Origin of the sequence: Ralstonia condita (genome assembly GCF_958405655.1) — a bacterium.
GTDB classification, from domain to species: Bacteria; Pseudomonadota; Gammaproteobacteria; order Burkholderiales; family Burkholderiaceae; genus Ralstonia; species Ralstonia condita.
On record NZ_CATYWO010000002.1, the window covers coordinates 349,990 to 364,776 of the forward strand.

Here is a 14,787-nt window from a genome sequence, read left to right on the forward strand (position 1 = left end):
TGCCAACGGGGCCCTCCGCGTCACTGCCCGGCGCGATAAGACCGGTCCGCTGGCCCCGCAATGCCGCCGACTATTCATTCAATGCATTACTGGTCATTCAAATAATAAATTTCACAAATAGTGTGTCGGCCGCTAATCTGGGCACCTTCTTGAGATTGGGCGCACAGACGATGGCGGAGCTCTATCTGGTGCGGCACGGACAAGCCTCGTTCGGCGCCGCCAACTACGACCAGCTTTCCGCTCGCGGCGAGCAGCAGAGCGAGTGGCTTGGCGAGTATTTTGCGCGACACGACGTCGTGTTCGATCGGGTTGTATGCGGCACGCTGCGCCGCCACGAGCAGACAGTCGAGGGCATCCTGCGGGGCATGGGCATTGTTGGTGCCACCTATGAACAGCACGCTGGCCTGAACGAATATGACTTTCACGGGTTATTTGCCGCGCTGGGCGATGACTTTCCCGAGCTGACGCGTCTGGCCACGGGCTCCATGCGCGACCATTACCGGGCGCTCAAGCAGGTGCTCCATCTGTGGTCGGAAGACAAGCTCCGCGGGCCGCTACCCGAGACCTGGGCGGCCTTCCAGCAACGCGTGGCCGATGCTCGCGCAGCCATCCAGGGCGGCGGTGGCCAGCGCGTGCTTGCCATCAGCTCGGGCGGCCCGATTGCCGTGACAGCACAGCAGGTGCTGGCCGCCCCCGCCGCAAGCGCCATCGCGCTGAATCTGCAGATTCGCAACAGCAGCGTCTCGCAGTATTTCTTCAACGCAGATGCGTTCCACCTGGCGACGTTCAACAGCATTCCGCATCTGGATACGCCCGAGCGGCGCGACCACCAGACCTACGGCTGAACGCGGCAGCGCATGGTTGACGCACGACCCATTCCAAACAGATATCCGCTAAAGGAGCGAGACATGAGTACCAACCTGTTCGACCTGACCGGCAAGATCGCCCTGGTGACGGGCGCAAGCCGCGGCATCGGCGAGGAAATCGCCAAACTGCTAGCCGAGCAAGGCGCGCACGTCATCGTATCGAGCCGCAAGCTGGCGGACTGCCAGGCCGTGGCCGACAGCATCCGCGAAGCCGGTGGCAAGGCCGAGGCGCTGGCGTGCCACGTCGGCCGCATGGAAGACATCGAGGCCACCTTTGCACATATCCGCAACACGCATGGCCGGCTGGACATTCTGGTCAACAACGCTGCGGCCAATCCGTACTACGGCCATATCCTCGACACCGACCTCGCCGCCTTTGAAAAGACCGTCGACGTGAACATCCGCGGCTATTTCTTCATGTCGGTCGAAGCCGGCAAGATGATGCGGGCGCAGGGGGGCGGCGCCATCGTCAACACTGCATCCGTCAACGCGCTGCAGCCGGGCGACAAGCAAGGCATCTACTCGATCACCAAGGCCGCCGTGGTCAACATGACCCGTGCGTTCGCCAAGGAATGCGGGCCGCTCGGCATCCGCGTGAACGCGCTGCTGCCAGGCCTGACCAAGACCAAGTTCGCAGGCGCACTGTTCGAAGACAAGGCCACCTACGATCGCTGGATCAGCGAGATCCCGCTGCGCCGCCATGCCGAGCCGCGCGAGATGGCCGGCACGGTGCTCTATCTGGTCTCTGATGCCGCGAGCTACACGAACGGCGAGTGCATCGTCGTGGATGGCGGCATCACGATCTGACACCGATTTACCACGATGCACGCCGGCCGCATTGACGAAATGCGCGGCCGGACACGTCGCACAAGACACGCCATGACCGCCACCCACGCCCGCACGAAGATCGAACGCGCAGACTTCGGGCGTGTATCGGTCTTCTTTGGCGAGAAGAACGGCAAGTACCCCGATGGCAACCAGGTGCTCATTCGCGGCGCGGACACTCGCGCCGCCTTTGACACGCCGGTCGTCTCCAACCACATCGGCGCCGAGTTCGACGCCACCGAACTCGTGGTGATGGGCCACGTGCACGAAGACCACATGGCGGGCCTGCACCGCTTGCCGCGCGCGCGCGTGTACGCGCACGAGGCCGACGTGCCGGCACTGCGGAGTTGGGAAGGCATGGTCGACACGTACGGCCTTGATGACGCACTCGCGCCGCGCATGCTGGAGAAACTCCAACGGGAGTTCTTCTATACGCCGCGCCCCGATGCGCACGGGTACGTGGATGGCGCGTCGTGGGATCTTGGCCAGACGCAGGTCCGTGCGCTCCACTTTCCGGGTCACACGGCGGGCCACAGCGTGCTGCTGATCGAGCCAGAGGCAGTGGCATTCATTGGCGACATCGATCTGACAGGCTTTGGCCCCTACTATGGCGATGCCTGTTCGAGCCTGCACGACTTCCGTCGCAGCCTTGCAAGGCTGCACGAGATCCCCGCCAAGGTGTGGGTCACCTCGCACCATCGCGGCATCTACACCGACCGGGAATCCTTCCTGCGCGATCTCGCCGCCTACACCGCCAAGCTGAGCGAGCGTGAAGCGCGCCTGCTGACCATGCTCGAGGAATCGCCCAAGACGCTGGCGCAACTGGTTGAGCAGCGGTTGCTGTATCCGCCGGGCTACCAGAATGTGTGGGTGGAGGGCGCGGAGCGCAGAACGATCTTGCAGCACCTGGCCGAGTTGCTCGCGCAAGGGCGGGTCCTGCAGGACGACCAAGGCGCCTATCGGGTGGCTTGACCCCCGCCGATCGCTACGACGGCCCGGATTGCGGCCGTTCAGCAACACGCCCTTGAAATGCGTGAATAACTGTATATATTCACAGTAACTGTGAATTTATACAGTGCTCACCATGGACGACCTGATCCGAATCGAAAACGAGTACGACCGCCAGACGGTGGCGTGGCTGCGCGAGCGCCTGGGCGAACAGGCCTTGTGCGAGGTTGTGATGCGCATGGAAGGACGTGGCCGACCGTACGCCTCCGCCGTGTGCCGAACGCTGGGGTTGACGCCACCTCCCCGTCAGCGGGTTTCGCGTGCGCGACCGCTCAATCGCGCTGTCGGCGAGGCATATCTTGCCGCCATCCGCGGCATCCTGGGTACGGGACGACACGCAGCGGCCTAAGTCCTCAGGGTTGGCGAGGCTTTGACACGCAGCCAGGCGGGCCATGCCCGGCGGGGCTGCCGGGCTGGGTTGGGGTACGCGCCCGCAGGGCATCTGCACAACCGTCACGTTGGCAGCCATCCCAAGCCCCCGACTTGCAGATCGATGCAGGCACCCGGCTGGATGCGATGGCATCACCCCTGTACCGCCCGTGCGGCCGGGTGGTCCAACCGGCGTTTGCTCAAGCCGTATGCAGGCGCCCCTTGCGCTCGATATCCGGCAGGAAGACCGTCAACAGACCGATCAGCGGGAGGAACGAGCACAGGTGGTAGACGTTGTAGATATCCGTCGCGTCCGCCAGCTTGCCCAGGACTGCGGCGCCGATGCCGCCCAGCCCGAACGCGAATCCGAAGAACAACCCGGACACCATGCCCACCTTGCCGGGAATCAGCTCCTGCGCGTACACGAGGATGGCAGAGAACGCCGAGGCCAGCACCAACCCGATGATCACGGTCAGCACGGCCGTCCAGAACAGGTTGGCATAGGGCAGCATCAGCGTGAACGGTGCCACACCGAGGATGGATACCCAGATCACGATCTTGCGCCCCACGCGATCCCCGATCGGGCCGCCGACGATCGTGCCAACGGCCACTGAAAACAGAAAGAGGAACAGGAACATCTGCGACGCCTGCGCCGACAGGTGGAATTTCGTGATCAGGTAGAACGTGTAGTAGCTGTTCAGGCTGGCCAGATAGAAGTACTTCGAGAACAGCAGCACGACCAGCAGCGTCATCGCAAACGCCACCTGCCGGCCCGGCAGCCTTGCCGTCGCATGTGCGTGCGCGCCGGCCTTGCGAGCATGCCCCGCGGCGCGTTCACGTTGGTACCAGCCTCCCACGTGATAGAGCACGAAGATGGCGACGAGCGCGGCAAGCGAGAACCACGCCAGGCTGTGCTGCCCGTACGGCATGATGATGGCGGCGGCAAGCAGCGGCCCCATCGCGCTGCCCACATTGCCGCCCACCTGGAACAGCGACTGCGCAAGCCCATGCCGGCCGCCCGAAGCCATGCGTGCCACGCGCGAAGACTCCGGATGGAAGATCGACGAGCCGGTGCCAACCAGCGCGGCAGCAAGCAGCAGCGTGCCATAGTTGGGCGCCATCGACAGCAGCACCAGCCCCACCAGCGTGAACCCCATGCCCACCGACAGCGAGTACGGTTTCGGGTGTTTGTCCGTGTAAAGCCCGACCATCGGCTGCAGCAGCGACGCGGTGATCTGGTAGGTGAGCGTGATCAGCCCGATCTGTGAGAAGTCGAGGTGGAAATTGCCCTTGAGCAGCGGATAAATCGCCAGGATCAACGACTGCATCATGTCGTTGAGGAAATGCGCGAAGCTGATGGCGCCGATCACGCCAAAGCCGGTCTTGTCGGCCTGCGTGGGGGCGGCGGCCGGGCCGTTTGCGGTGGTTTGCATGATGGATCTGTCGAACGAGCAGCAATGCAGGAGCGCTCAATCATGCGCCTAAACGGTGCAGGCCGGTTACCGCAAATTCGACAATGATTAGCGTGAACCAGACAATTTGCTGTCCAGGCGAAAGCGTCAGGCGGCGCCACGCCATTCGCCTTCAGACGCCCGTCAATTTCCCGCAAACCCGCGCCCAGCTTGCCCTGGCAGGCAGCCGACCTGCTAGCCGTTTTCGCGCGTGACGCTCGTCCGTTCGGAGCATGGTCGCTCAGGAGACGTTCTCTATACTCGCCAGCATGGATCGCTGCACGACGCATTCGTGCCCGTGTCAGCGGCCTGGCGGAACCCGCGGCTGTGCCATCAATGCCTGCACGTCGCTCCGCAATCCGAACCGATGACGAGCACCCCGCGGTGCCGAACATTGGTCAGCCATGGGAGGGGAGCCATGAAGATCCTGCTAACGGGAACGCATTGCCGCGCGATGGGAGACCTTTTCTACCAGGCCTTGCTCGACGACCGCGTCGTCTGCTGCTTCGTCACCTCCGAAGCCGTGGACCTCACCGGCACCGCCATGCGCCCGTCGCCCGCTTCGTTCCCACGTACCGACCCTCGGCTCGCTGACGTCTCTCGGTCGGCGAGTTATTGCGCGCCCCTCGTCCCGTAGGGCGCGCCCTTTTCTGCCGATGCCGTCAGCGCGGGGGCGCTGGCGGTTCACCCCTGGCCCGGTCGTCAGCCGATCAGGCCTGCATCCGTCAGCTCACGTTTCATGTAGGCGTACAGCACGGGCGCGGCAATCACGCCGCCCACGCCAAACAGCGCTTCCATCAGGATCAGCGCGAGGATCAGCTCCCACGCCCGCGCGTCGATGCGGCTGCCGATGATGCGTGCGTTCACGAAGTACTCGAGCTTGTGCACGATCACCAGGAAGACGAGCGAGGCCACGGCCAGCTCCAGCGAGGCCGTCACGCTCATCACGACGATGGCGGCGTTGGAGATGAGGTTGCCGACCACCGGAATCAGGCCCGCCACGAACGTCAGCAGGATCAGCGACTTCGAGTACGGTACATGCTGCCCGACCACCGGGAGCGCACCCAGGAGGTAGATGGCCGCAAGCGTTGTGTTCAGCGCGGAGATCTTCACCTGCGCGAACACCACCGTCTCGAACGCCGCGGTCAGCCTGCCCAGCCGGTTCAGCAGCGCCGCAGCCAGCGGCTTGTGGCGCGTCGGATCGGGGGCATCCGACCATGCCACCATCGCACCCACGATCAGGCCAATGAGCGCAAGCACGCTGTGGCGCAGCCCGTCGATACCGACTGTCGACACTTGCCGTCCGTGCTCCTTGAGCATCTCGACCAGGCGTATGCGAAGCTCCGTGACAGACGGCGGAATGTAATCGGCCACAGATCCAGGCAGCGAGGCGCGCAGGTTGTCCAGCACGTCGGCGATGCGCGTGAGCATGCCCTCGAGCCCATGCCCATGCTCGACCAGGCGGCCGATGCCCAGCCCGATGCCCGCCAGAATGAGCGCAGCGACGACCGACACGCCGATGACCGCGATGGCCTTGGCATGCGTGACCAACACGGGCCGCCGGCGCAGGCTGGCCTCGAGCCTGCGAGACAGCGTATAGACCAGCAAGCCGGCAATGGCGGCCGGCAAAAGACGCAGCCACAACACGGCAAGAATCATGGCCACCACCAGCACGTAGCTGACCGTCTTGATGGCGCGAGCGTGTGGATCGAGGGGATGCATCGTCATGAAAACAGGCTGGCAGCAATGTTGATGGAAAGCGCGAGGATGCTCGTGTTGAAGAAGAATGACAGCAGCGACTGCCCGAGCACCGCTCTGCGCATCGCACGCGAGCGGATGCTGATATCTGCCGTCTGGCTCGCGACCGCGATCGTGAACGAGAAGTAGAGGAAATCCCAGTAATCGGGCTCGATCTCCCGATCGGGAAACTGCAGGGGCAGCTCGTCGCGCGCCCGGTAGTACAGATGCGCGTAGTGCACCGTAAACATCATCGGCACCATCAGCCACGCGCCCAGCACCGTCACGCCGGCAAAAGCGGTGTGCCATGCCTGCGCATGTCCCGCCGACCTGGCCGTCGCCAGCTCAAAGGCAATCGCAACCATGCTGGCGACCACGCCCAGGCACACCACGGCCAGCACTGCCGAGGCACGCTCGTCTTCGCGGCGGGCCACGGCGCGTATGCGACGCGGATCGGCGCGCAGCATCATCCCGGAAATCAGGACGAGGTACGTCCAGACAGCGGCGTCCCAGCCGAGCAGCGTGCGCGTGAGCCATCCGCGCTCCGCCGGCACCAGCATGCCGACGACAACTCCAAGGCTCAGCGCCACCAACAGGCGTGGCCGGGCGGCCGCGAAGCGGGACAATTCCAGGGGCTCGTCTTGCGTTGTCACATGGCCTCTCGTGCGGTCCAGGCATTGAACGGTGATCGCCGACAGGCGCCGGCTACGGAGGCGACATGGTAGCCGTTTCAGGGCGCTGTCAGCATCGACGCGAATGAACGCTTGCAACGCTCCTGCACGCGCTCGTGCGTTTGCAGCTGCTCGGCGATGACGGTGGCCTCCGGATACACGCGGCACATGCCAATGATCGCAATCTCCAGCGAATCCTGTGACCCGGCCTGAAACTGGAATTGTTCGAGCACCGTGTCATCCGTATCACGCACTGTGATCTGGAAGGGGCCGGGCGTGACGGTGGCGCAAGCCGCCAGCGTTGCAGTCGCCGCGGCAAGCAAGAGACGCCATAGGGTGCAGGTCAAACAGCGGGAGCGGATCATCTTGGCTTCCTGGATGCGATGGCAGTAAGACGCCAGGCTCGCCGTTAAGTTTGCCGCAATCGTGCCCCGACACGCGCAAAAAAAACGCCCGCTTGTGCGGGCGTTCGTGCGGAGCGGGCGAGGCCTCAGACGGCGGCGCCGTCGGTGTAGGGGTTGAACTTGTCACCCACCTTGGCGCCTTCGGTGTACGGATCGAACTTGCCGGCACGGGCCAGTGCACCCTCGGTGTAGGGGTCGAACTTGCTGCCGGCCTTGGCGCCTTCGGTGTACGTATCAAACTTGCCGGTACGGGCCAGCGCGCCTTGCGTGTACGGATCGAACTTGTCGCCGGCCTTGGCGCCTTCGGTGTACGGGTCGAACTTGCTGCCAGCCTTGGCGCCTTGCGTGTAGGCGTCGAATCGTTGGCCAGCCGCAGCGCCTTGGGTGTAGACGTCAAACTTCGCGGCCGCCAGCGCGGGCACGGAAGCCAGTGCAATCAGGGCTGCAATCAGGGTGCGTTGTGCTTTCATGATTCTTCTCCGGTGTGGGCGCAGCGCGTCGGGCAGTGGTCCGTTTTGGGGACCCTTTTTCGCTGCGGCGCCGCATTCGATGAAGCCATCGTAGGCGAGCTCTCGACGACAATAAATGTCGTGACAGACAATTTATTGTTGCGATATGTGAAATTAAGGGAAAACCCGCATTAACAGTGAATTTGCGGCCTGCGGCAAGGAAAGAACGCTCTTTTTACGCAAACAAACAATGTGACTTTTTCGACAAAAGTCAGCTTTGTGCGCGCCGCGAACGATCTAAAGAGCTGCAACGTGGTGCGTTGCATCATCCTCCCGGACGTCGATCGAATGGCCTTGTCAGACGACCAGCACACGCCACCCGGCAGGCCGTCTGTGCCACACTGCGCAACATTCGCTTCCGGCTGACTGCACGATGAAACCTGTCCTGATCGCTGTGTCGCTGTTGTGTGCCGCACTTCTGTCCGGCTGTGGAGTGGCCGCGGCGCCCTGCCGCGTGGCGTCGGCCGGCCTCAAGATGGTGCCGCTCGTGGGCCACGTCGCCGCCGCGCCCACCGACGCCTGCGCCGACATCATTGATTGAATCCGAACCGTCACAACGACCGCTGCATGAGTAGGCAATCCAGCCAGCGATCGAACTTGTAGCCCACATGTTCCAGGACGCCCACCTCGCGGAAGCCGCAGCGCGCGTGCAGCCGCGCGGAGCCAGGGTTCTGATGGCCGCCTCCCACCACCGCCACCATTTGCTTGAAGCCGCGCGCCTGGCAATCCCGGATCAACGCCTGCAGCAATAGCGTGCCGACGCCTCGCCCCTGCGCGGCGGTATCCAGATAGATCGAATCTTCCACCGTGTTTCGATAAGCCGGCCGCGCGCGGTGCGGGCCGGCGTAGGCGTAGCCGAGCAGCGTGCCGTCCGCCTCTGCCACCACGTAGGGCATGCCGGCATCCTGCAACGCCTGGAAGCGGCGCGTCATCTCGGCCAAGTCGGGTGGGTCGGTCTCAAAGCTGGCGGTCCCGGTGCGCACATGGTGCGCGTAGATCGCCACGATGGCCGGCAGGTCAGCCAGTGTGGCCGGACGGACGTCGATGGTTTGGGTGCCGGGCGCGGAGTGGGAATCGACGGAGATCGGTGCGGAAGACATGGCAGCGGGAACGCACAGGGGGCAGGCAGAGGGAAAGCCGCATTGTCACGCCAATTTCATGAGATCGGTGCGTGCACCGGCGCGCGCTGCTGGTATGGCTACCGGACGACGCCGGAATGCGGTAAGTTGACGGACGCATTTTGCCACGTGGCCCCTCGCCTCCACCTCTTTCATGCACGATCTGTTTCCCCTGCTCGCCGAATACGGTGCGTTTGCCGTGTTCCTCAACGTGCTGCTCACGCAGGCAGGCGCGCCGTTGCCCGCAGTACCGACGCTCCTGGTAGGCGGTGCGCTCACCCTGAACGGCCCCCTGTTCTTCATGGAGTTGCTGCCCGCCGCCATCACGGGAGCCCTGCTCGGCGACGGCCTGTGGTATCTGGCGGGCAAGCGGTACGGCCGACATGTGATGGCCCTGCTTTGCCGGGTGTCCCTGTCCCCGGATTCCTGCGTGCGCCGCACGCGCACGCAATTCGAGCGTTGGGGCGCGCCGCTGTTGCTGGTTTCAAAGTTTGTGCCGGGTCTGTCGACGGTGTCGTCGGCGCTGCTGGGCACCATGCGTACGCCGTTCAGTACATTCGTGCTCTACAACCTGGCAGGCTCGGCACTTTGGGCAATCATCTGGCTCATGCTGGGGCGGGTTGCGCACGACAGCATCGACCAGGCCCTGCGGCAGCTCGACCTGCTCGGCGCGCGCGCCATCGTGTTGATCCTGCTGCTGGCAGTCGCCTACGTGACCGTGCGCTGGCTGCAGCGGTGGCGTTTTCGCAAGATGCTGGAAATGGTGCGCATTTCTCCCGACGAACTGCATGCGCTCATCGAGTCAGGCGCGGCGCCGGTCATCGTCGACGTGCGTGCCGACAGTTCGAGGCAACTGCAGCCGCAACGCATTCCCGGGGCGGTCTTGTACGACATGTCGAGCCAGCACAACGCGATCGAGATTGATGGCCCGGACCGCGAGATCGTCATCTACTGTGCCTGCCCCAACGAGGCGTCGGCTGTGGCGGTTGCGCGCACCCTCATGAGCCGCGGCTTCAAGCGCGTGCGCCCGCTGCACGGCGGCATCGATGCGTGGATCGCTCGCGGCTACGGCGTCGAGCACGTCGTTCCGGTAACCCCGGCAACACTGCAAGCTGCCGAAGCCCGCGCCTGAATTACCGCGCCCAAAAACAAAAAGCGCACCTCTCGGTGCGCTCTCCCGTAAGTACGGCAAACATGCGGTGCGCCAGCCCCCCGGCTCGGACACGCCGCATCGGTCCGTTATGCATCCGCCCGAAGGCGGATGTGGCGAAGTGATCCCCGTTTGATCCCGTCTTCGCCGGTCGGACTTGACCCCCTTGTTATCCCTCGCAAGGCTGCCGCTCCATGCTGGCGCGCGGCGCGCTTGCGTTGTGATTTCCCGTCCTTCCTACTGCTTTCATCGCCTTGCGGCCGGCCGTTGTGACGGCACTCCAAGGCCTATACGGCAGGTTTCAGCAAACCTTTAGGCCCAAGATCAGGCAAATGTGTCGACGGCGCCATCGTGGCTCGATACGCGCGACGGCGTGGCCGCTACCGCATCGCCCTCTGCACGATTCTGACCAGCGCCGCCAAACCGGCCACCACCGCCATTGCCTGAGCCGTTGCCTTGTGCGGACGAGCCTTGCCACGCATTCTGCTGCTGGCTGAAGTCGCCCGTACTGACCGAGGTTTGCGCGAGCTGCATGCCGCCTTGCTGCAAGGCATCACGCAGGCGCGGCATGGCGTCCTGCACGAGCTCGGCCACGGCCTGGTGCTGGCAGACAAAGCTGGCGTTGACGGCGCCGTTGTCCACCTCGAGCTTGACGTGCAGACCGCCCAGCTCGGCGGGGTTCAGCTGCAGTTCGGCCGACGACTGGCGATGCACCTGCATGAAGGCAAGCTGGCTGGCCATGCTCTGCGGCCACGCGGCATCGCCGAAGGTGGGCAGTGTGTGGATCTGTGCGGGGCTGATCGATGCGCCGGCCGCCGGGCCCGCTGCACCGGCATTGCCCACGGCGAACGTGGGAGCAGCCATGCTCGCATCGCCATTGGCGCGTGCCAGCATGCCCTGGAACTGGGTGCCCGTGCCTTGGGAATCGGCCTGCGTGCCAGCGTTGCCGCCATCGCGCGACTGACTCGCCGCATCGGAAACGGCGGCCGCGGCAGTCTGCGTGACGTTGCCATGCGCGCTGGCATCGGCGCGGCGCGGCAGGCCGTGCTCGCCGCCGGCGCCCGGCGCTTGCGACGCGGTGCCAAGTTGGCGTACCGCAGACGGCGTGTTGTCGGCGACGGCTCGCGTGCGCGCCAAGGTCTGTGCCAGGGCGGCGCCATCGGGAAGCGGCGTGGCAGGCGGCGTCGGCGTGTTCGGTGCGGTCATTGCCCCGGCTGCCGTGCCTTTGGCGTCCTTGCCATGGCTGGCGGCCTGCAGTGCTGCCTGACCGGCCTGCACTGGGGCGGCAGCGGGGTCGGTGGAGCCTTGCGCGGCTGTGGCTGCGGCATTCAGCGCAGCCAACGCCGCGGCATCGGCTGCGGCCGATTTGCCGCCCGGTTGGGTCGCGCCTGTGACATTGTCATTCGGCTGAGCGCCTGACTGCGACGCCGTTGGGGCAATCACCTGCTGTGCGGCCTGCTGTGCAGCCTGGCGTGCCGCCTCGATCTGTGCAGCCAGCTGCGCGGCTGGGTCAGCAACCGCCTGCGCGGCAGCATCCAGGTCTTTGGTATCCGTTGTCTTGGCCGGCTTGGCGTTCACTGCGTCCTGCGCGCTGGTGGCGGGCGTTGCCGCGGCCTGAGCCGGAGCACTGGCATCTGCCGGCGAGGCATCCGGGTCGTTGCGTGGGGCGTTGGCGTACGCTGCGTCCTTGCGGCCAGCATCGTCGGTGGTGGGCTGGGCGTCGGCCCGGCGGTCTGCCGCTTGTTGCGCGGCCCGGTCCAGTTGCAGCCGATCCGACAACAGGTTGCCGAATGTATCGGTTCCGGACGATGCCCCTTGGCCCTTGTCAGCGGCGGCGTGACCCGCCGAGAACATGGCGCCCAGATCCTTCGTGGCGGCGTTTTGGGTGGCACTCAGACCCACGTTGACTCCGTCTTGCGTATTCAGTTGATTCGGCTTCAATTGCCGCCCTGCGCCGCACGCATGCGGATCAGCTTGGCGGCGTGCTCGTCGTTTTCGCGCTGGGCGCGGCGCTCCTGGTCCAGACGCTGCTCTTCAATATGGCGCTGGCGCAGGATGTCGAACGACTGTTCGCGGCGCTGCTTTTCCAGCCAGTTGGCACGGCTCATTGCGAGCTGCTGCTCCAGCGCATTGATGGTGCCCTTCTGCTGGTGCACGGCATTGCCCAGGCGGTCGATAAAAGCCGCGTAGTTGCGCAGGCGCGTCACGTCCATGCCGCCTTCGGCGCTGCTCAGCATCTGCTGGTGGTAGTTGTTACGGTAGTCGGACAGCAGCGCCAGCTTTTGCGTGGCAGCCTCGCGCGTGTTCATCAGGCGGCCGACTTCCTGCGTGGCTTTTTCGGTGTCCTTCTGGGCCAGTTCCAGCAAGGTTTCGAGGCGGAACGGCTTGTTCATGGTGGTCATCGGTGGACCCTCCAGCTTCCCGTTACATCAACCCATCGGACGCAAACCCGGCGGCTTTAGCCTTCGGCTTGCGCAACGCTTGCGGCTTCACAGTGTCAAGCGGGCACATCAGGCCAGCACTCCCTGCATCTTCTGCAGCGTGTGCTCGCGGCTTTCGTTCTCGAACATGCCTTGCTGCAGGAATGCTTCCATGTCGGGGTAGCGCGCGATGGCCTGGTCGGTCACCGGGTCGCTGCCACGTGCGTAGGCGCCTACGGCAATCAGGTCGCGGTTGCGCTGATAGCGGGCGTAGAGCTGCTTGAAGCGGCGCGCCGTGTCGAGCTGCTCGCGCGGCACGATGGCCGACATCACGCGGCTGATCGACTGTTCGATATCGATGGCCGGGTAGTGGCCCTGCTCCGCCAACTTGCGCGAGAGCACGAAGTGGCCGTCCAGAATGGCGCGCGCTGCATCGGCAATCGGGTCCTGCTGGTCATCGCCTTCGGCCAGCACGGTGTAGAACGCGGTGATGGAGCCTCCGCGCCCGTCGGCATCCACCATGCCGTTGCCGGCACGCTCAACCAGCGCGGGCAGCTTGGCAAACGCCGAGGGCGGATAGCCCTTGGTGGCCGGCGGCTCGCCGATGGCCAGGGCGATTTCGCGCTGTGCCATCGCGTAACGCGTGAGCGAATCGACGATCAGCAGCACGTTGCAGCCGCGGTCGCGGAAGTATTCGGCAATCGTGTGTGCGTAGGCGGCACCCTGCAGGCGCATCAGCGGCGAGGTATCGGCCGGTGCAGCCACCACGGCCGAGCGTGCCAGGCCTTCGTCGCCAAGAATCTCGTCGATGAATTCCTTCACTTCGCGGCCGCGCTCGCCGATCAGGCCCACCACCACCACGTCGGCCTGCGTATAGCGGGCCATCATGCCCAGCAGCACGCTCTTGCCGACGCCGGAGCCGGCGAACAGGCCGAGGCGTTGCCCCTGACCGACAGTGAGCAAGCCGTTGATGGCCCGCACGCCCACGTCCATCACATTCTCGATCGGCTTGCGCTTGAGGGGGTTCAGCGGCGCCGGGGCAAGCGTGCCCCAGGCAAGTTCGTCCGGGTTGCCAAGCGGGCCCTTGCCGTCGAGCGGCTCGCCATTGGCGTCGACCACGCGGCCCAGCAGGCGCGGGCCCACGGGCAAGAACTTGCTGTGCGAGATGGTTGGATCGGCCGCGTCAGCGGGCAGGTGCTGCGCTTCAAGCGGAAACACCCGTGCACCGGGCACCACGCCCACCAGGTCCGTCTGCGGCATCAGGAAGGCGCGCTCTTCGGCAAAGCCCACCACTTCGGCCAACACGTGGCGGCCATGCGGCAGTTCTACCCGGCAGGCGCTACCCACGGGCAGCTTCAGGCCAACGGCCTCCATGACGAGCCCCGCCACGCGGGTGAGCTTGCCGCACGTCACCACCGGGCGCGCGAGGCGAGCACGCTGCGCGGTCTGACGCAGATGCGACTGCCACACGCGCACGTTCGGGTTGCTGCTGGCGCTCTGCGCTGGCGACTGCACGGTCTCAAGCGACATGAAGCGCTCCTCCCGCCACGCGCTCGGCTTCGGAGCGCTCGCTGGCGATCCACGCGGTATCGCGGCCCAGCGCGCGCGTCAGTTCAGCCCAGCGGGTCTGCAGCGTGGCATCGGTTTCCCCAAAGCGGGTCTGCACACGGCAACCGCCGCGCTCGATGGCGGCGTCGACGATGAGCGTCCAGCCTGCGGCAGCCAGTTCGGTCCCCAGCATCTGGCGGATCAGTTCGGCATCGTCGGCATGCACGCGAAGCATGGCGGGCGCGGGCGCCGTGGGCGCGTCGCCCAGGACCTCGCGTACGAGCGGCACGATGCGCTCGGGCTGCGCATGCAGCGCACCGTGCAGGAACTGCTGGGCGAGCTGCAGGGCCAGATCCACCAGTTCGTCGGCAACGCTGCCGTTCAATTGGTCGACCGCATCGCGCACGGACTGCATCAGCGCGGCGATCTGCCTGGAATCGTCTTCCCCCTGGCGGCGGCCTTGCTCAAAACCGTCCTGGAAGCCCTGGGCAAAGCCATCACGGCGGCCTTCGTCACGGGCGTTGGCCAACTCGGCTTCCAGGGCGGCCTGCCATTCCTCTTCGGAAATCGGCGGCTCCTCGGGCTCCGGCGGCGGAGGCGGCGGTGCAGCATCAGCGGCAGCAAGCCGGGCCTCGCGCACAAAGTCGGTGGGCTCCCAGGGCTGGTATTCGACCAGCGTATCGCGGGGGATGATCGGCGGACGCGGCATCT

General features: G+C 65.3%; 16 protein-coding genes. 6 read left to right on the forward strand and 10 right to left on the reverse strand.

The window, feature by feature from the left end; translation table 11 throughout:
• Positions 1-170 precede the first annotated feature (170 nt).
• From R2N03_RS08125 to R2N03_RS08140, 4 genes are all read left to right on the forward strand, one after another.
• Complete coding sequence (locus R2N03_RS08125; protein ID WP_012430672.1) at positions 171-845, forward strand: histidine phosphatase family protein; 675 nt, start codon at positions 171-173, stop codon at positions 843-845.
• A gap of 63 nt (positions 846-908) precedes the next feature.
• Positions 909-1,673: an SDR family oxidoreductase gene (locus tag R2N03_RS08130; RefSeq protein ID WP_316657166.1), complete on the forward strand. Its 765-nt coding sequence runs from the start codon at positions 909-911 to the stop codon at positions 1,671-1,673.
• Positions 1,674-1,745: 72 nt separating this feature from the next.
• On the forward strand, positions 1,746-2,663 hold the full coding sequence (locus R2N03_RS08135) for an MBL fold metallo-hydrolase (RefSeq protein WP_316657168.1): 918 nt from the start codon (positions 1,746-1,748) through the stop codon (positions 2,661-2,663).
• A 112-nt stretch (positions 2,664-2,775) separates the two neighbouring features.
• Positions 2,776-3,048 (forward strand): CppA family protein, encoded by a 273-nt coding sequence (locus R2N03_RS08140; protein WP_012430675.1) that lies wholly within the window; start codon positions 2,776-2,778, stop codon positions 3,046-3,048.
• 220 nt (positions 3,049-3,268) lie between these two features.
• On the opposite strand, the gene R2N03_RS08145 is transcribed toward R2N03_RS08140, so the two are convergent.
• The 5 genes from R2N03_RS08145 to R2N03_RS08165 all read right to left on the reverse strand — a co-directional run bounded on the left by R2N03_RS08145 (position 3,269) and on the right by R2N03_RS08165 (position 7,801).
• Complete coding sequence (locus R2N03_RS08145) at positions 3,269-4,501, reverse strand: MFS transporter (protein ID WP_316657170.1); 1,233 nt, start codon at positions 4,499-4,501, stop codon at positions 3,269-3,271.
• Between the two features lie 720 nt (positions 4,502-5,221).
• The gene (locus R2N03_RS08150) at positions 5,222-6,247 is read right to left on the reverse strand and encodes an AI-2E family transporter (RefSeq protein ID WP_012430678.1); all 1,026 of its coding nucleotides are present in this window, start codon (positions 6,245-6,247) and stop codon (positions 5,222-5,224) included.
• Entirely contained in the window at positions 6,244-6,909 is a 666-nt protein-coding gene (locus R2N03_RS08155) for a DUF1345 domain-containing protein (RefSeq protein WP_316657172.1), read from the reverse strand. Before R2N03_RS08155 ends, R2N03_RS08150 begins: the two co-directional genes overlap by 4 nt.
• Before the next feature lie 77 nt (positions 6,910-6,986).
• A complete protein-coding gene (locus R2N03_RS08160; protein ID WP_012430680.1) occupies positions 6,987-7,292 on the reverse strand; it encodes a hypothetical protein in 306 nt (101 codons plus the stop codon).
• 125 nt (positions 7,293-7,417) lie between these two features.
• Positions 7,418-7,801 (reverse strand): hypothetical protein, encoded by a 384-nt coding sequence (locus R2N03_RS08165; protein ID WP_316657175.1) that lies wholly within the window; start codon positions 7,799-7,801, stop codon positions 7,418-7,420.
• A 412-nt stretch (positions 7,802-8,213) separates the two neighbouring features.
• Here R2N03_RS08165 and R2N03_RS08170 point away from each other — a divergent pair, with 412 nt between their 5' ends.
• Complete coding sequence (locus R2N03_RS08170; protein ID WP_012430682.1) at positions 8,214-8,381, forward strand: DUF6726 family protein; 168 nt, start codon at positions 8,214-8,216, stop codon at positions 8,379-8,381.
• Positions 8,382-8,391: 10 nt separating this feature from the next.
• On the opposite strand, the gene R2N03_RS08175 is transcribed toward R2N03_RS08170, so the two are convergent.
• Positions 8,392-8,940, reverse strand: a complete 549-nt coding sequence (locus tag R2N03_RS08175) for a GNAT family N-acetyltransferase (protein WP_316657179.1) — start codon at positions 8,938-8,940, stop codon at positions 8,392-8,394.
• 172 nt (positions 8,941-9,112) lie between these two features.
• Between R2N03_RS08175 and R2N03_RS08180 the strand changes: the two genes are divergently transcribed.
• On the forward strand, positions 9,113-10,090 hold the full coding sequence (locus R2N03_RS08180) for a DedA family protein/thiosulfate sulfurtransferase GlpE (RefSeq protein ID WP_316657181.1): 978 nt from the start codon (positions 9,113-9,115) through the stop codon (positions 10,088-10,090).
• 342 nt (positions 10,091-10,432) lie between these two features.
• On the opposite strand, the gene R2N03_RS08185 is transcribed toward R2N03_RS08180, so the two are convergent.
• The 4 genes from R2N03_RS08185 to fliH all read right to left on the reverse strand — a co-directional run bounded on the left by R2N03_RS08185 (position 10,433) and on the right by fliH (position 14,785).
• The gene (locus R2N03_RS08185) at positions 10,433-12,010 is read right to left on the reverse strand and encodes a flagellar hook-length control protein FliK (RefSeq protein ID WP_012430685.1); all 1,578 of its coding nucleotides are present in this window, start codon (positions 12,008-12,010) and stop codon (positions 10,433-10,435) included.
• A gap of 35 nt (positions 12,011-12,045) precedes the next feature.
• A complete protein-coding gene (gene fliJ, locus R2N03_RS08190; RefSeq protein ID WP_012430686.1) occupies positions 12,046-12,510 on the reverse strand; it encodes a flagellar export protein FliJ in 465 nt (154 codons plus the stop codon).
• A 108-nt stretch (positions 12,511-12,618) separates the two neighbouring features.
• Positions 12,619-14,058 (reverse strand): flagellar protein export ATPase FliI, encoded by a 1,440-nt coding sequence (gene fliI, locus R2N03_RS08195; RefSeq protein WP_012430687.1) that lies wholly within the window; start codon positions 14,056-14,058, stop codon positions 12,619-12,621.
• The gene (gene fliH, locus R2N03_RS08200) at positions 14,048-14,785 is read right to left on the reverse strand and encodes a flagellar assembly protein FliH (RefSeq protein WP_012430688.1); all 738 of its coding nucleotides are present in this window, start codon (positions 14,783-14,785) and stop codon (positions 14,048-14,050) included. Before fliH ends, fliI begins: the two co-directional genes overlap by 11 nt.
• Positions 14,786-14,787: the final 2 nt, after the last annotated feature.